A 16,157-nucleotide genomic window follows, 5' to 3' on the forward strand; every position below is an offset into this window, starting at 1 on the left:
CATATGAAAATAACAAAGAGTCTGTTCCACGCTGGAGTTCTGGGGCTTTCGCTGCTGGCGACCAGCGTCATGGCGGCAGTGCCTGCTGCCGAAGCGGACAAACTGGGCAAGAGCCTGACGCCGATGGGCGCCGAGATGGCGGGCAACGCTGACGGTTCGATCCCGGCCTGGAAACCGATGGCGAAAAACGCCGGCACCGTCGACGGCAAAGGCTTCCTGTCTGACCCATTCGCCAGTGAAAAACCGCTGTTCACCATCACTGCGCAGAACGTCGACCAATACAAAGACAAGCTCGCTCCGGGCCAGTACGCGATGTTCAAGCGCTACCCGGAAACCTTCAAGATGCCGGTTTACCCGTCCCATCGTGGCGCGACCGTGCCGGATGCCGTGTTCGCCTCCATCAAGAAAAACGCCACCAACACCAACCTCGTGTCTGGCGGCAACGGCCTGGAAAACTTCGAAACCGCCGTACCGTTCCCGATTCCAAAGACCGGCGTTGAAGTCATCTGGAACCACATCACCCGTTATCGCGGAGGCAGCGTGACCCGCCTGGTGACCCAGGCGACGCCGCAACCGAACGGTTCGTACAGCCTGGTGTACTTCCAGGATCAGTTCGTGTTCCGCGACAAGATGAAGGACTACGATCCGGCGAATCCGGGCAACATCCTGTTCTACTTCAAGCAGAAAGTGACTGCGCCGGCACGTCTGGCCGGTGGTGTGCTGCTGGTGCACGAAACCCTCGATCAGGTTAAAGAGCCACGTTCGGCGTGGGTCTACAACGCCGGTCAACGTCGCGTGCGTCGTGCGCCACAAGTGTCCTATGACGGGCCGGGTACTGCGGCTGACGGCCTGCGGACCTCCGACAACCTGGACATGTACAACGGTGCGCCGGATCGCTACGACTGGAAACTCGAAGGCAAGAAAGAGATGTACATTGCCTCCGACAGCTACAAGCTCGATTCACCGCAACTGAAGTACGACGACATCATCAAGGCCGGTCACATCAACCAGGACCTGGCTCGCTACGAGCTGCGCCGGGTCTGGCATGTGGTGGCTACCTTGAAGGAAGGTCAGCGTCACATCTACGCCAAGCGCGACTTCTACATCGACGAAGACACCTGGCAAGCCGCGGTGATCGACCACTACGACGGCCGTAATCAACTGTGGCGAGTGGCGGAAGCTCACGCCGAGAACTACTACGACAAGCAAGTGCCGTGGTACGCCCTGGAAACCTTGTACGACCTGCAATCGGGCCGTTACCTGGCACTGGGCATGAAGAACGAAGAGAAGTCGGCATATGACTTCGGCTTCACCGCGACCACCAGCGATTTCACCCCCGCTGCGCTGCGTCAGGACGGGGTTCGTTAACCTGCACTGAACAGAGGCCGCATCCTCGAAAAACGCCCCGACTGGTTCGGGGCGTTTTTTTTGCCCGGATTTCTCACTGTGGATCTTCAGTGTCGATGACGGCCTATCGCGGGCAAGCTCACTCCCACAGGTAGCGCGCTGTTCCATGAGAACGCCGTCAACTGTGGGAGCGAGCCTGCTCGCGATGGAGACGCGATACGGTCTGTCAGGAAAACGCCATCTCAAGCCCCGCAACTTCTGCTTGTATTCTTTTTGTAGCCATTTGTAGCAATAACCTTCATTCCCTCTTCGTTTACCGATAGTCTGCGGACATCTGCAACGCCGCCACCCGCAATTCAAACAAGAGCCGGCCATGACTGATCTGTCCCCACTCCCGGGCCCTGCAAGCGTTGCCGTCGCGGCACTGGACGGGCGCTTTTTTCGGCCCCCGTTGCCCGACGGCCATGTGCTGCGGCCTCGCCTGTGCGAGCGCCTGAGTGCTGGCCTCGGTGGCAGGCTGTTGCTGGTCAGTGCACCCGCCGGGTTCGGCAAGAGCTCACTGGCGGTGGAGTTCTGTCAGGGGCTGCCGGCCCATTGGCACAGTCTGTGGTTGGGGTTGAGTCCTCGAGACAGCGATCCGGGGCGTTTCCTCGAGCGGTTGCTCGAAGGTCTTCAGGATTACTTTCCGAAGCTCGGCAGCCAGGCCCTGGGTCTGTTGAAAATGCGCCAGCGCCATCAGCCCTTCGCCTTCGAAGAATGGCTGGACGGGTTGCTCGATGAACTGGCCATCCACCTTTCGCCGATGACACCTTTGCTGCTGGTGCTGGATGACTATCACCTGGCGCAGGGGCCTGTGCTGGATCGTTGCTTGCAGTTTTTCCTCAATCATTTGCCCGATGGCTTGCTGGTCATGGTGACCAGCCGACAGCGTCCGGACTGGCATCTGGCGCGTTTGCGCTTGTCGCGGCAATTGCTTGAGTTGCATGAGCAGGACCTACGACTGACCCACGATGAAGCCCTCACGTTGCTCGATCGGCACAGCAGTTCATTGCGTGGCGAGGCACTGGAAAACCTGATCCAACGCAGTGAAGGCTGGGTCGCCGGCCTGCGTTTCTGGTTGCTGGCGGCGTCCGAAGCCGGTACCGACGGTGCATTGCCGCAGTCGTTGCACGGCGGAGAAGGTCTGATTCGCGATTACCTGCTCGAAGAAGTCATCGATTGCCTGCCCGCCGAAGTGCAGTCGTTCCTGTACGACACCGCGCCTCAGGAACGTTTTTGCAGCGAGCTCTGCGACGCGGTCCGCGAGGCCCATGACAGTGCCGAAATCCTGCGTTTCCTTCAGGCGCACCAAGTGTTTCTGGTGCCGCTGGACGAACATGGGCACTGGTATCGCTATCACCATTTGTTTTCCGACCTGCTGCGTACCCGGCCCGCCGCCCAGTCAATCGTGCCGGCCGCCAGCCTGCATCTGCGCGCCTGTCGCTGGTTCAATGCGCAGGGGTTGCTCGACGAAGCGGTGGAGCAGGCACTGCGCGCCGGACACCTGGACGTTGCAGCGAACCTGGTGCAAAACCTCTCTGAAGAACAACTGCTCGCCGAACAGAATGTCGGCATGCTGCTGCGCTGGAAGATGGACTTGCCCGACAGCCTGCTGATCAGCACGCCGCGCCTGATTGTGCTCTACAGCTGGGCGTTGGGACTGGCCTGTCAGCTGGACGCTGCGGAGGAGCTGGCGGCGCACTTGAGTCGTTTCCTGCCAGCCCCGTCGGCCACTGCGCAGAAGTCCATGCTAGCGCAATGGCTGGCCCTGAGTGGCATCATCGCCCGGGGGCGAGGCAATCGCGCGCTCACGCAACTTTACTGCACCGAAGCGCTGGATAGTCTGCCGGCCAAGCGCTACGGGCAACGGCTGATGTGTCTTTCGACGCTGTCCAACCTGGCGATCGCCGACGGCGACCTGTGGCGTGCACGCAGCTTGAACCGCGAATCGCTGGAATTGGCGCAACGGGTCGGCAACCCACTGTTCGAAGCGCTGGCCCATTACGACCGCGCACGTGTTCTGCAAGCGCGCGGAGAAATTCTGCGCTCGTTGCAGGAGGTCCGTCAGGGGCTGCAACGCCTGCAAGGGTTATCCCCGCAACGGCTTTACGCCGTGCGTGCACGCCTGACCTTGTACGAGGGCTTTTTGCTGGCCGTGCGCTTGCAGCCGCAAGCCGCGCGGGTGCGTCTACAAGCCGGTTTGAATGAAGCCCGAGCCTGTCGCGATATCAGCGTGTTGATCGGCCACTGCGTGATCGCCCGGCTCGAGGGCAGCAGCGGCGAGTTCGCCAAAGCCTTCGCCGAACTCGCCGAAGCCGAGCGCCTGATGCACATCTGGGACGTGCCGCCGATCTACTACCTGGCGATGATTACCCTGGTCAAATGCGAGCTCTGGCTGGCCCAGGGCCGTACCGATCTGGCCGAAGCCTGGCTGGCGCGATTGGGACAGACCTACAACGGCGAGCACGCGGCAGCGCCGCCGGAATTCCATCCACAGCTGCCGCTGCATATCGAATTGCAGCAAGCCTTGCTGGAAGTGATCCAGGGGCAGCCGATGCTGGCCGAGGGGCGTTTGAACGCGCTGCTTGAGCATGGGCAGAAATCGGGACGGCAAATGCTCAGCGTGATGGCGCTGACGCAGAAAATCACCCTGTTGCTTTCGGTCGGGCGTGAGCCCGAGGCGCGCAAGGCGTTTGCCCAGGCACTGGAAGCGTCAGCTGGTGGCGTCCTGCAACCGTTCGACCGATTGCTGGCCGAACACCCGGACTGGCTGCGCGGGCAACTGCAACTATGCGCTCCTACAGTCGTTTCGCAGGAACTGACCGAAAAACTACCAGCCATGGCCGCTCGCCCCACACTGGAAGTATCCCCCGCAACAGAACAGCTCAGCGCGCGTGAACTGGCCGTTCTGCGTCTGATCGCTCAAGGTTGCTCGAACCAGGAAATCAGCGATCAGCTGTTCATCTCGCTGCACACGGTCAAGACCCACGCCAGTCACATCAACAGCAAACTCGGGGTTGAGCGAAGGACGCAGGCGGTGGCGCGGGCGAAGGAGTTGGGTGTTCTGGGGTAGTTCTCGACTCAAGCTGTTACGATGACGATGAACGGAATCAGATGCCGAAGGGCTACTATGAACAAGCAGTACCGTCTTACTCAATACAGTCGTGCTGGTGGTTGCGGATGTAAAATTTCCCCTGCAGTTTTGGAAAAGATTCTTTCCGACAGCAACGTAAGTCGCTCTGACTCAAATTTATGGGTTGGGAATGAATCTCGAGATGATGCAGCGGTGTTTGGGTTAGATGCAGAGCGCGGAATTGTCACTAGTACAGATTTTTTTACGCCAATAGTCGATGACCCATTCGATTTTGGGCGGATTGCGGCAGCTAATGCTATCAGCGATATTTATGCTATGGGCGGCGAGCCACTAGTAGCAATAGCGATTCTTGGATGGCCTATTAATGATCTCCCACCAGAAGTGGCTCAGCAAGTTATCTGGGGAGGGCGGAGTATGTGTGCGGAGGCAGGAATATCGCTTGCGGGGGGACATAGCATAGATTCTCTAGAACCAATTTTCGGGTTATGTGTAACAGGAACAGTTCATCGAAAGTTTATGAAGCGGAACAATACTGCGGAAGAAGGTTGTCGGATCTATCTAAGTAAGCCGTTAGGGGTTGGTGTTCTTGCTACTGCGGAAAAGTTAGGTCTTCTTCGTTCTGTGGATCAAGGAACGGCGCGTGATCTAATGTGCCAGCTTAATAGTGCAGGTGTAAGGTTTGGTAGGTTGGATTGCGTCAAGGCTATGACTGATGTTACTGGCTTTGGATTGCTTGGTCACCTGATAGAAATGGCTGAAGGGAGTAGGCTAACCGCTCGTATTAAATACTCAGCTGTGCCGCGATTGGAGTGCATTGAATACTATTTAAGAAAAGGATGTCTTCCCTCTGGGGCTCGTCGCAATTATGAGAGCTATGGCAGCCGGGTTACTCCATTTTTAGATGGTGAGAATTTATTGATGTGTGATCCACAAACAAATGGTGGATTGCTAATTGCTGTCGACGAAAATAGTGAGGGTGATTTTGTTGTTGAGGCTGGGATTTTGGGGCTGAATCTCAGCTTCATTGGAGAGTTCATAGCGCAAGGCGAACATGCTGTTGAGGTTGTTTGAAGGTGCCAAGCAGGAAGTTGCTTATTTGCCTGTGGTGGAAAATTGATGATAGGGGGGCATATGTTTGATTTCGGGCGAAGGTTGGTAAAGGTGGCAAAGACTTCAGGGCCTTTATGGGGTGCACTGATGATTTGTATGTTTTTTGTCGCAGTGGCTAGCTATTATTTTAAGATTTCTGATCTGCCTGCGTATTGGGTATCCGCGTTTTTGTTTTTTTCAGGCGTAATACTTTCATTTATTTTTGCTAGGAGTGCCGGTTTGGATGGTGCCCTTTCCCATTTTCGAGAGGTTATTATAGGTTCTACAAGTATTGGTCTGATATCTATTAAGAAACTTTCTGAGAATCCGCCTGAAACTATCGCCTTGCAAACAAAAATCAGCATGCAGTTCATGGGTATTGCAGGTGAAAAGTTTTTAAAGGTTGCATTGGAGACTGGGATTTTTTTTAGGTCGAACTCAAACTCGCAAGCTGTACGGATTATGCTTATGGATCCGTTTAGCGATGATATGTCGCGTCTTTCGATGGGGAAGGATAGTCCTAGTACGAACAGGGCTAGAATTATTTCTACCATAAAACTGCTGCACGACCTTCAGTTAAAAGGTTATAAATTTGAAGTTCGACTTTATCCAAAAACTCCCCCTTTGAGACTTTTGATTTCGGATAATACAGTTACTGCGATGTCTGTTTACTCTCCTGGTACGGATGGCTGGAGAAATGCACAGTTGATATTCGATGCTAAGAATTGTCCCGATTCATTGGCTCCTTATTTTTTTGAACTGTTCAACGACTTGTGGGAGCGGGGTTTAAATTTCAATTTGAGCCAAAGATCTATGGCGTTAGCATCATTCGAAAAAAAAGGTCCTGATTCTTCTCAGGTTAAAATTGGTATGGTTCATGGTAGATTTCAGCCATTTCATCATGAGCACTTTGAATATGTTCTGTATGGGGTGTCTAAATCAGAAAAATGTGTGATAGGCATCACGCAGCCAAACATAGGAAGCATCACTGATTGTGAGTTGTTACCCCATAGAGGAACAGTTGAGGGGAATCCATACTCCTTTGAAGAGCGTGCTGATATGATTAAGCTCTCTCTTTTGGAGTGGGGAGTTAAAGAAGACCGCTTTGAGATTATTCCCTTTGATGTAGATAAGCCAGAAGAGTCCATAGGTAAGTTGCGCAGTGAGTATGGCGGAGTCGTGCAGTTTATGAGGTTGTTTAGTGACTGGGAACTTCATAAGAAAAAGCTGTTCGAAGACTCGGGTATGGAAGTTAAGATAGTTCGTAGTGAATCAAGTCAGTATTCTACAAAAAATGTTACAGGTACTCTCGTTAGGGAGTTGATTGCGTCAGATAGGAATTGGCGGGATTTTGTTCCTGTAGGTACAAAATCGGTTATTTCAAGTAAGGTTAAATCTACGAGGAAGTAAAATGCTTTCTGATAAAGATCTTCAGTTGGCGCTTATAGACGGATCGTTAGTCGTTGAAAGTGAAAAAAATCTAACCGTGAGGCCTGGTTCTATTTGCTTGCATCTATCGAATGATTTGCTTTTTTATGAGGTCTCATTGAGTTCCGTGGATTTCTCTCGGCCTGAAACCTATCCGAAACTAGTAAGAAAAAAAATCTGTGATGTTGATGGATATACTTTGAAGCCTAGTGAATTTGTTTTGGTCGCCACTCTTGAAAAAGTGGGGCTTAGTGAGGCATTAGGCGGTTCTCTTTCTAATTTGTCAGGACTTGCACGATTAGGGTTGAATGTTTTGCTTTCAACGCATGTTGCCCCTGGTTACGGTGGCAATAAAGCTCGCGCATTTACTCTTGAAGTATATAATAACGCTCCTTTCGCAGTCGTTTTGCGACCAGGTATGCGTATTTGTCATCTCGTTCTTCACAAAATGGCTTCGCCTGCCAGTATTGGATATGACGACTTCGTGCCTGGAAAATATGAACTGGCTCCTTCAGGATCTGAATATATGGGGTGATAGTCGTTTTATATTGCTGTGCCGTCGGTTGTTATTGTTGCTGTATGGATATGCACATAAGGCTTCTACTTCATGCCCTGGAGTTTAGGATGAATTTAATTCCAACCCTGATCCGCGAAACCTTCCCCGTCGGCCCTTTGCAGTGCAACTGCACGATCATTGGCGACCCGATCACCAAAAAAGCCATCGTGGTCGACCCGGGCGGCAACCACGAACTGATCCTCGCGCGCCTCGATGCCTTGGGCCTGAAGGTGGTGAGCATCATCCACACCCATGCGCACCTGGATCACTTCCTGGCCTCCGGTCAGCTCAAGGAGAAAACCGGCGCGACCCTGCACCTGCACAAAGAAGATCAGTTCCTTTGGGACAATCTGGAGATGCAGTGCCAGATGTTCGGTGTGCCCTACACGCCGGTGCCGTCGCCGGATCGCTGGTTGGCCGACGATGAAGAGCTGGCTTGCGGTTGCGGCGTGGCGTTGCACACGCCGGGTCATACCCCGGGTTCCATGAGCTTTTGGTTTTCCGAGGCCAAGCTGCTGATTGCCGGTGACACGTTGTTTCGTCGCGGGGTAGGGCGTACGGATTTGTGGGGTGGCGATCAAGCGACCATCGTGCGGTCAATCAAGCAGCGACTCTATACGCTCGACGAAGAAGCAACGGTGGTGACCGGGCATGGTCCGGACACGCGCTTGGGCGATGAAATGCGCGAGAACCCGTTTGTGCGGGCTTGAAGGCAATCGACGGAATTTTCGTCGGCCAAAACGATCCAACACCCGCAAAGGTCCATTGCCTTTGTCCGTTGCACCCCAGAATGCAAAAAGTAGGAGCTCTTCATGTTCACCAAGCAGCGTTTGATTATTGTCGCTACGGCTGTGGCCTTGCTGTCTGGCTGCGCCTCGCCTAACCCTTATGACAACCAGGGCCAGGCTGACAGTGGCTCCACGGGCATGAGCAAAACCGCTAAATACGGTGGCCTCGGCGCTCTGGCTGGCGCCTTGGCTGGTGCCGCCATCGGTCATGATAACCGGGGCAAGGGCGCGCTGATTGGCGCTGCCGTCGTGGGTGCTTCCGCTGCCGGTTACGGTTACTACGCTGACCAGCAAGAGAAAAAGCTGCGGGCCAGCATGGCCAACACCGGTGTCGAGGTGCAGCGTCAGGGTGACCAGATCAAACTGATCATGCCGGGCAACATCACGTTTGCCACCGATTCGGCAAATATCGCCTCCAGCTTCTATCAGCCGCTGAACAATCTGGCCGGCTCGCTGAAGGAGTTCAGCCAGAACCAGATCGAAATCGTCGGCTACACAGATAGCACCGGCAGCCGCCAGCACAACATGGACCTGTCGCAACGTCGTGCGCAGAGCGTGGCGACCTACCTGACCTCGCAAGGTGTCAGCGGCGCCAACCTGTCGGCTCGCGGTGCCGGGCCGGATAATCCGATTGCCAGCAACGGCGACGTCAATGGCCGGGCGCAGAACCGCCGCGTTGAAGTCAACCTGAAGGCGATTCCGGGTCAGCAGTACGGTGGTCAGCAACAGCCAGGTACGGTTCAGCAATACCCGTAACATCTGCGCAATAAAAAACTGTGGGAGCGAGCCTGCTCGCGAAGGCGGCGTGTCAGACAACAATCAGGTTGGGCTGACACGCCGCCTTTCGCGAGCAGGCTCGCTCCCACATTTGGTTTTGGCCTGTCGCGACTTTCCTAGTTGGCTTCTTTTACCGCGCTGAGAAACGCGCAAGTACGTTCCTGTTGCGGGTGCTCGAAGATCTGCTGCGGCGTGCCTTGTTCATGGATCTGGCCCTTGTAGAAGAAGCACACGCGATCAGCGAACTCCCGGGCAAACCCCATCTGGTGTGTGACCATCAGCATGGTCAGGTTGTGCTCGGCACCGAGTTTGCGGATCACGTTGAGCACTTCGCCGCACAATTCCGGGTCGAGCGCCGAGGTGACTTCGTCAAACAGCATGACCTTGGGCCGCATCGCCAATGCCCGGGCAATCGCGACCCGTTGTTGCTGCCCGCCCGACAGTTGCGAAGGGTAATGCCCCAGTTTGCTGCCCAGCCCGACCAGTTCCAGCAAATCTGCCGCCCGTTCCCGCGCTTCGGCCGGTTTCATGCCGAGCACCTGCACCGGCGCTTCGATGACGTTTTGCAGCGCCGTCATGTGCGGGAACAGGTTGAAGCTCTGGAACACCATGCCGATCTTGCCGCGAACGCGACGGATATGCCGATCATTGGCCGGTACCAGCACGCCATTGCGGTTAGGCATGTGGGTCAGCAGGTCATCCTCGATGCGGATCAGTCCGTCATCGATGCCCTCAAGCGTCATCAACACCCGCAGCAGCGTGGATTTGCCGGAGCCACTGGGGCCGATGATCGCGACTTTCTCCCCTGGCGTAACGTCCAGGTTCAGGTGGTCGAGTACGGTGAAATTGCCGTAACTCTTGGTGACGTCCTGGAAGCTGACAATCGGCTTGACCGGATTGGGTTCATGCATGGCCGTGGCCTCCTGCGGATGCAGCGGTGACGGATGGCTGCGCCGGGAAAGGTCGGTAGGTGTCGAGAGTGGAGAAGTCATTAGCGTAGCTCCAGGCGCACTTCAAGGCGCCGTACCAGATAAGCCAAGGCGATGCTCAGGGCGAGGAAAAACAGACCGACCATGGTGATCGGCTCCAGGTAGCGGAAGTTCTCGGAACCGATGTTTTTGGCCTGTTGCATGATTTCCACCACGGTAATCGCCGACAGCACCGGTGTGTCCTTGAGCATCGCCACCAGGTAGTTGCCCAATGGCGGCAGGATCGGCCGCAGGGCCTGGGGCAAGATGATGTTGCGGTAGGCGCTATAGGGCGCGATGTTCAGCGCCGTGACCGCTTCCCATTGCGCTCGCGGCACGGCGTCGAGGCCACCGCGATACACCTCGGCGATGTAGCAGGCGTAATGCAGGCCGATGCCGAGAATCCCGACTTGCATGGCCGTCATGCTGACGCCGTAATTGGGCAGCACGTAGTAGAGGAAATACACCTGGATCAGCAGCGGCGTGCTGCGGATGAACTCGATCACCCCGGTTGCCGGCCACGACAACCAGACTCTGCGGCTGCGTCGGCCAATCGCCAGGAACAGCCCCAGGACAATGGCGATCAGGAAACCGATCAGGGTAATCCCCACGGTGTTGAGCGAAGCGCGCAGCAAATCGGGGAGGATTTGCCAGGCGTAGGTCCAGTCGAACAGTGTCATGACAGACCTCCACGCATCCGCCCGCGAGCCAGACGCCGCTCTATCTGGCGCATGCCGATATTGATGGCTTGCGCCAGGACGAAGTAGATCACCAGCGCCAGGCTGAAGATTTCCAGGGTCTGGAAGGTTGCCTGATCGAGTTGCCGGGCACGAAAGCTCAGGTCCGACAACGTGATCAGCGACACCAGCGAGGTGTTTTTCAGCAATTCGATCAGCAGGTTGGTGCCGGGTGGGATGGCCGCGAGTAAGGCCTGCGGCAGGATGATCCGCCGAAAGCGTTTGTAGCCGCTGAAGTTCAGCGCCGTGGACGCTTCGTACTGACCTTTGGCGACCGAGCTGATCGCGCCGCGCATCACCTCGGCGCCGTAAGCGCCGATGTGCAGGCCGAGGCCGACAATGGCCACGCTGTAGGGGCTCAGCTCAATATTGAACGGCGGCAACGGCAGCACAAAAAACAGCCAGAACAATTGCACCAGCAACGACGTGCCGCGGAACACTTCAATGTAAGCAATCGAAAACCAGCGCAGTGCCCGCCATGGCGACATGCGCCCGAGTGCCGCCAGAATGGCGGCGACAATCGCCAGCAGCGAGCCGAAGAATGTCACCTGGAGGGTTACCCAGGCGCCTTGTATCAACAGCGGAAGTAATTCACCCATGATTCAACCTGGCCATCCGGAGTAAGCAGGGGAAATAGGCATCGCGCCGTGGCGCCATGCCTGTTTCGACTATTGAGCGCAGAGCTCGGCAGCCGTTTTGCTTGTCACGTTGGATTTGTCGAAGCCGAAAGGGGCGACCGCCTTGAGGTGCTCTTCGGAGCCCAGCCACTTTTTCATCTCGGCGTTGACCGCATCACGCAGGTCCTTGTCTTCCGGGCGGAAGGCGAGGGCGCCGTAGCCGATGTGCGACGGATCGTCCTTGAACTCAGTGACGGCTTCGACTTTCTCGCCGCCCTTGGCGGCCAGGCCTTTCATGGTCAGTTGCGTGCCCACTGCCGCGTCGGCACGGCCGGCGCGCACGGCTTGCAGCTGCGCGGTGGTGTCCGGCACCTGAAGGATTTGCGCATCCTTCACGCCGGAGTCGCGCGCATAGGCCAGGTTCACCGTGCCGGCCATGATCGCCAGCTTCACATCAGGGTTCTTGGCGATGTCTTCATAGCTGTGCAGGTTCTTCGGGTTGCCTTTGGCCGTGAGCAGGGCGTCCGGCAGCTGGTACTGCGGATCAGTAAACAGCACCTGCTTGCAACGAGCCGGGGTGATGTACATGCCGGCGGCAATCACGTCGAATCGCCCCGCGCGCAGTCCCGGGATCAAGGAGCCCCATTCGGTCAACACGCCGTCGACTTTCTTGATGCCCATCTTCACGAAGATCGCTTTGGCGATTTCCGGCGATTCGCCGGTAACCTTGCCGTCGGTTTCGGTATAGGCGAAAGGGGTTTCGTTGGCGTAACCGATGCGAATGCTGCTGTTCTGTTTGACGGTTTCCAGCGTATTGGCGGCGTGGGCGCTGGCAGCCAGGCCGAACAAGGCACACGCCACGAACAGACGACGCAAAACATGGGGGGTGCGGGTGGGGAAATTGCTCATCGATAAAATCTCCTGTTTCTTGTGGACCCGTCTGTGACGGCTCTGTGGTAGGAGGCAGTGTGACAAGAGCAAAACGTATAAGGACTGATCCATGACGCGGGACGCAGTTCCGATACAGGTCGATTGGTTTTGTTGTAGGGGCTTGAAACGTGCCCGGGCATCGACCTTGGACCGAGCATACAAAAGCCTCAGGCATCGTGGCATTGCACTAGGACAATTGCTTTGCATGTATTCTCGCGGGATGCTGTGCGCACTGGCACCTACGCGGGTTTTAGCGCCGATGGATAAGTGGAAAGCAGCATTGGACGTCGCTCGCAGCGGTGAGTCCAAATACAAGATCCTGGTGCAGGCCATCGCCGATGACATCGAGCAAGGCGTGTTGGCCAACGATCAGCGCCTGCCGCCGCAACGGCACGTCGCCGATGCGATGGGCATCAGCGTGCAGACGGTCACCAACGCCTATAAGGAGCTGGAGCGCCAGGGTCTGGTGCGTTGCGAAGTCGGGCGCGGCAGCTTTGTGTCGCGACGCATGAGCGATCGGGTCGCCACCTATATTCTCGACAGCCCCGAGCGGGCCCTGGTGGATTTTTCCATCACCCGGATCATGCACACCCGTGAGCATGACCAGTTCTGGCGCGAGACCTGCCGCGAACTCAGTACCGAAGAGGATCAGCCGTGGATTCATGCATTTCGTCCGATTGCCGGGTTCGAATCGCACCGGGAAGCGGCCATGCACTGGATCGGGCGACAAGGGTTACGGGTCGAGCGTGACGACATCCTGATCACCAACGGCGCGGCCCACGGCATCTTTCTCGCGCTGGCTTCCTTGGCCGGCCCGGACGATGTGGTGCTGTGCGAGGGCGTCACCGACCACGGTGTGATCGGTAATTCCCAGGTGCTGGGGTTTACCCTCAAAGGCCTGGAGATGGACCGTTACGGCATTGACCCCGAGCATTTTGAAGACATGTGCAGTAACGAGCGCATCACCGCGCTGGTCTGTACACCGAACCTGAACAACCCCACCACCAGCCTGATGCCGGATAGCCGCCGGCGTGAAATCGCCGAGATCGCCCGGCGCTTCGGTGTGCACATCATTGAAGACGATGTGTACGGCCCGTTGCTCGATGAGCGACGCGCGCCGCCGATCAGTCATTACCTGCCGGAGCTGTCGTTCTATTGCACCAGCATGACCAAGTCGGTGCTCACCGGTTTGCGCATCGGTTATCTGGTCGTGCCCAAGCGGCTGGCGCTGCGCACCGAGAGTATCTTGCGGGTCAACAGCTGGATGGCCACGCCCATGGTGTCCGAGATCGCGGCGCGCTGGATTCGTGATGGTCGCGCCGACACCCTGGTGGGCCTGCAGCGCAAACTCCTGGCGGGCCGCCAGGCGCTGGTCACTGAGTATCTGGACGAATACCTGATCGCCCAGCACCCCTATGCCTTGAACGCCTGGATCGGAATTCCGCCCCATTGGGAAATCGACAGCCTGGTCCGGGCATTGCGCCACAAACACATTGCCGTCACTTCACCTGACCCGTTCACCGTGCGCGGCACGCCTCGGCCGCGAGCGGTGCGGGTCTGTGTGGGCGCCGAATGCAGTGATGAAGAAATGCGTGTTGCGCTGATCGGCATGCGCGAGATCTTCGGCCAGTACCCGCAGATCCATGACTTTTGAGCGAGAAAAAGTTCGCGAAAAGTTTGTCGGCTAAATTGCCCTAGTACATTCATCGCGACAATCCAGCCCTCTTAGACTGCGCCCAACACCTCGGTTGGGATGCGGTCATGTCAGCACTGCAATTGAACGATATTTACCTCGCTCGCCAGCGGATCGAATCGTTGGTTCGGCGCACGCCCATGGAGTATTCACCCAGCCTCTCGCAGCGCTTGGGTGTGGCGGTGTTTCTCAAGCTCGAATCCCTGCAACTGACCGGCAGCTTCAAGTTGCGTGGCGCCAGCAATGCCGTGGCGCAGCTTGATGTCGAGCAAAAGGCCCGTGGCGTGGTGGCCGCCTCGACCGGCAATCACGGTCGGGCGCTGGCGTATGCCGCGTCCCGGCAAGGTGTGAGGGCGACCATTTGCCTGTCGCGCCTGGTGCCGGCGAACAAGGTGCAGGCCATTCGGGATCTGGGGGCCGAGGTGTGCATCGTCGGTCACTCTCAGGACGATGCCCAGCGCGAAGCCGAACGGATTGCCAGCGAGCAGGGCGCGACATTGCTGCCGCCCTTCGACCATCCGGCGATCATCGCGGGGCAAGGCACCCTCGGGCTGGAAATCCTCGAGCAGCAGCCAGAGGTGGCGCAAGTGCTGGTGCCGTTATCCGGCGGCGGTCTGTTTGCCGGCGTGGCACTGGCGATCAAAAGCGCCAATCCACACATCGTCACTCACGGCATCAGCATGCAGCGCGGCGCGGCGATGCACGCCAGCCTTGAAGCCGGGCATCCGGTCGAAGTCGAGGAGTTGCCGACCCTGGCCGATTCGCTCGGCGGCGGCATCGGTCTGGACAATCGTTACACCTTCAACATGACCCGCAACCTGTGCGACCACCTGCATTTGCTCAGCGAAGCCTCTATCGCCAATGCCATCCGCCATGCCTACCGCGAAGAGCGTCTGGTGCTCGAAGGCGCGGCGGCGGTCGGTATTGCCGCGTTGCTCGACGGATTGATTGAGCCGCGTGGGCCGATCGTGGTGGTGGTCAGCGGCCGTAACGTCGATGTCGATCAGCATTTACGCGTGCTCGCCGGAGCCGATGCGTGAACCCCACAACAATAACCATCCGATTGGAGCGCTGCGTTGATGAGTGACATTACTTTATTGAGCGAAGCGGATTTGCGCGCCTGTGTGGCGCTGGATTTGCCGAGTATCGAAGCCATCGAGCAAGCCTTTGTGCTGCTGGCCACGGCCGCCGTGGCAATGCCGCCGATCCTGCGTCTGGACATCCCGGAGCACAACGGCGAAGTGGACGTGAAGACCGCGTATCTGCCGGGTCTGGAGCGTTTTGCGATCAAGGTCAGTCCGGGCTTTTTCGATAACCCGGCACTCGGCCTGCCGAGCCTCAACGGCATGATGATGCTGTTGTCGGCGCGCACCGGTTTGCTGGAGGCCTTGTTGCTGGATAACGGTTACCTGACGGCCGTGCGCACTGCGGCGGCGGGTGCGGTGGCGGCGCGGGCCCTGTCGCGGCCCGACAGTCGCAACGTTGCGCTGATCGGGGCCGGCGAGCAGGCCGCGCTGCAGTTGCAGGCCTTGCGCCTGGTGCGTCCGATTAAATCGGTGCGGGTCTGGGCGCGTGACAGCGCCAAGGCAAACAGCTTCAGCGCAGAACTGGCGCGCAGCAGCGGTCTGGCGGTGACGCCTTGCGCGAGTATCGAAGAGGCCATGGCCGACGCGGACATTGCGATCACTTGCACGCCCAGTCGTGAACCCTTGATTGAAACGCGCCATTTGCATCCCGGCCTGCACATCACTGCCATGGGCTCCGACGCCGAACACAAAAACGAAATTTCGCCCCAGGCGTTGGCGCAGGCCGACCTCTACGTGGCTGATCGCTTGAGCCAGACCCGCCTCCTCGGTGAATTGCATCACGCCTTGGCGGCCGGCGTCATGGCCGAGGAATCGCGCCTGGTCGAGTTGGGTCAGGTGCTGGCCGGGCAACGTCCCGGCCGCACCGATGCGGCACAGATCACCGTGTGTGACCTCACCGGTACCGGTGCTCAAGACACCGCCATCGCCAATCTGGCCTTCGAGCGTGCGCGCTCGGCCGGCAAGGGTTTCCAGTTCGGCAGCTAAGCCGTTTTTTCATCCGTGCGTC

14 protein-coding genes are annotated in these 16,157 nt (G+C 57.5%); 10 read left to right on the forward strand and 4 right to left on the reverse strand.

Going from position 1 to position 16,157, the window contains the following annotated elements; all coding sequences use genetic code 11:
* The first annotated feature begins 3 nt into the window (after positions 1-3).
* From AB4N91_RS01990 to AB4N91_RS02020, 7 genes are all read left to right on the forward strand, one after another.
* Positions 4-1,368, forward strand: a complete 1,365-nt coding sequence (locus tag AB4N91_RS01990; protein WP_010458193.1) for a DUF1329 domain-containing protein — start codon at positions 4-6, stop codon at positions 1,366-1,368.
* A gap of 352 nt (positions 1,369-1,720) precedes the next feature.
* Positions 1,721-4,459, forward strand: coding sequence for a LuxR C-terminal-related transcriptional regulator (locus AB4N91_RS01995; protein ID WP_460112072.1), 2,739 nt, complete (start codon positions 1,721-1,723; stop codon positions 4,457-4,459).
* Between the two features lie 57 nt (positions 4,460-4,516).
* Complete coding sequence (selD, locus tag AB4N91_RS02000; protein ID WP_154912444.1) at positions 4,517-5,551, forward strand: selenide, water dikinase SelD; 1,035 nt, start codon at positions 4,517-4,519, stop codon at positions 5,549-5,551.
* A 90-nt stretch (positions 5,552-5,641) separates the two neighbouring features.
* Positions 5,642-6,979: a nucleotidyl transferase family protein gene (locus AB4N91_RS02005; protein ID WP_154912445.1), complete on the forward strand. Its 1,338-nt coding sequence runs from the start codon at positions 5,642-5,644 to the stop codon at positions 6,977-6,979.
* A gap of 1 nt (position 6,980) precedes the next feature.
* Complete coding sequence (gene dcd, locus AB4N91_RS02010) at positions 6,981-7,532, forward strand: dCTP deaminase (protein WP_154912446.1); 552 nt, start codon at positions 6,981-6,983, stop codon at positions 7,530-7,532.
* A gap of 89 nt (positions 7,533-7,621) precedes the next feature.
* Complete coding sequence (locus AB4N91_RS02015) at positions 7,622-8,263, forward strand: MBL fold metallo-hydrolase (RefSeq protein ID WP_154912447.1); 642 nt, start codon at positions 7,622-7,624, stop codon at positions 8,261-8,263.
* A gap of 102 nt (positions 8,264-8,365) precedes the next feature.
* A complete protein-coding gene (locus AB4N91_RS02020) occupies positions 8,366-9,097 on the forward strand; it encodes an OmpA family protein (RefSeq protein WP_010458190.1) in 732 nt (243 codons plus the stop codon).
* Positions 9,098-9,234: 137 nt separating this feature from the next.
* On the opposite strand, the gene ehuA is transcribed toward AB4N91_RS02020, so the two are convergent.
* The 4 genes from ehuA to ehuB form a co-directional block, all read right to left on the reverse strand.
* Positions 9,235-10,029: an ectoine/hydroxyectoine ABC transporter ATP-binding protein EhuA gene (ehuA, locus tag AB4N91_RS02025; RefSeq protein WP_010458189.1), complete on the reverse strand. Its 795-nt coding sequence runs from the start codon at positions 10,027-10,029 to the stop codon at positions 9,235-9,237.
* Positions 10,030-10,109: 80 nt separating this feature from the next.
* Positions 10,110-10,766 carry an ectoine/hydroxyectoine ABC transporter permease subunit EhuD gene (gene ehuD, locus AB4N91_RS02030; RefSeq protein WP_010458188.1) on the reverse strand — a complete coding sequence of 219 codons (657 nt, stop codon included), beginning with the start codon at positions 10,764-10,766 and terminating at the stop codon, positions 10,110-10,112.
* Complete coding sequence (gene ehuC, locus AB4N91_RS02035; protein WP_010458187.1) at positions 10,763-11,422, reverse strand: ectoine/hydroxyectoine ABC transporter permease subunit EhuC; 660 nt, start codon at positions 11,420-11,422, stop codon at positions 10,763-10,765. The genes ehuD and ehuC overlap by 4 nt, the downstream gene beginning before the upstream one ends.
* Before the next feature lie 69 nt (positions 11,423-11,491).
* On the reverse strand, positions 11,492-12,349 hold the full coding sequence (ehuB, locus tag AB4N91_RS02040; RefSeq protein WP_460112074.1) for an ectoine/hydroxyectoine ABC transporter substrate-binding protein EhuB: 858 nt from the start codon (positions 12,347-12,349) through the stop codon (positions 11,492-11,494).
* A 280-nt stretch (positions 12,350-12,629) separates the two neighbouring features.
* Between ehuB and ehuR the strand changes: the two genes are divergently transcribed.
* From ehuR to AB4N91_RS02055, 3 genes are all read left to right on the forward strand, one after another.
* The gene (gene ehuR / locus AB4N91_RS02045) at positions 12,630-14,024 is read left to right on the forward strand and encodes a MocR-like ectoine utilization transcription factor EhuR (RefSeq protein WP_042932568.1); all 1,395 of its coding nucleotides are present in this window, start codon (positions 12,630-12,632) and stop codon (positions 14,022-14,024) included.
* 107 nt (positions 14,025-14,131) lie between these two features.
* Positions 14,132-15,103, forward strand: a complete 972-nt coding sequence (gene eutB, locus AB4N91_RS02050; protein WP_010458182.1) for a hydroxyectoine utilization dehydratase EutB — start codon at positions 14,132-14,134, stop codon at positions 15,101-15,103.
* A 39-nt stretch (positions 15,104-15,142) separates the two neighbouring features.
* A complete protein-coding gene (locus tag AB4N91_RS02055; RefSeq protein ID WP_458724885.1) occupies positions 15,143-16,135 on the forward strand; it encodes a cyclodeaminase in 993 nt (330 codons plus the stop codon).
* Positions 16,136-16,157 lie beyond the last annotated feature (22 nt).

The organism is Pseudomonas sp. H3_D04 (genome assembly GCF_054669175.1).

What these genes read in the sequence shown, in the direction of transcription:
- selD (WP_154912444.1), top strand. Translation starts at nt 4,517, where the DNA reads ATGAACAAGCAGTACCGTCTTACTCAATACAGTCGTGCTGGTGGTTGC.
- dcd (WP_154912446.1), top strand. Translation starts at nt 6,981, where the DNA reads ATGCTTTCTGATAAAGATCTTCAGTTGGCGCTTATAGACGGATCGTTA.
- AB4N91_RS01990 (WP_010458193.1), top strand. Translation starts at nt 4, where the DNA reads ATGAAAATAACAAAGAGTCTGTTCCACGCTGGAGTTCTGGGGCTTTCG.
- AB4N91_RS01995 (WP_460112072.1), top strand. Translation starts at nt 1,721, where the DNA reads ATGACTGATCTGTCCCCACTCCCGGGCCCTGCAAGCGTTGCCGTCGCG.
- ehuD (WP_010458188.1), bottom strand. Translation starts at nt 10,766, where the DNA reads ATGACACTGTTCGACTGGACCTACGCCTGGCAAATCCTCCCCGATTTG.
- AB4N91_RS02020 (WP_010458190.1), top strand. Translation starts at nt 8,366, where the DNA reads ATGTTCACCAAGCAGCGTTTGATTATTGTCGCTACGGCTGTGGCCTTG.
- AB4N91_RS02015 (WP_154912447.1), top strand. Translation starts at nt 7,622, where the DNA reads ATGAATTTAATTCCAACCCTGATCCGCGAAACCTTCCCCGTCGGCCCT.
- AB4N91_RS02055 (WP_458724885.1), top strand. Translation starts at nt 15,143, where the DNA reads ATGAGTGACATTACTTTATTGAGCGAAGCGGATTTGCGCGCCTGTGTG.
- ehuC (WP_010458187.1), bottom strand. Translation starts at nt 11,422, where the DNA reads ATGGGTGAATTACTTCCGCTGTTGATACAAGGCGCCTGGGTAACCCTC.
- ehuB (WP_460112074.1), bottom strand. Translation starts at nt 12,349, where the DNA reads ATGAGCAATTTCCCCACCCGCACCCCCCATGTTTTGCGTCGTCTGTTC.
- eutB (WP_010458182.1), top strand. Translation starts at nt 14,132, where the DNA reads ATGTCAGCACTGCAATTGAACGATATTTACCTCGCTCGCCAGCGGATC.
- ehuA (WP_010458189.1), bottom strand. Translation starts at nt 10,029, where the DNA reads ATGCATGAACCCAATCCGGTCAAGCCGATTGTCAGCTTCCAGGACGTC.
- ehuR (WP_042932568.1), top strand. Translation starts at nt 12,630, where the DNA reads ATGGATAAGTGGAAAGCAGCATTGGACGTCGCTCGCAGCGGTGAGTCC.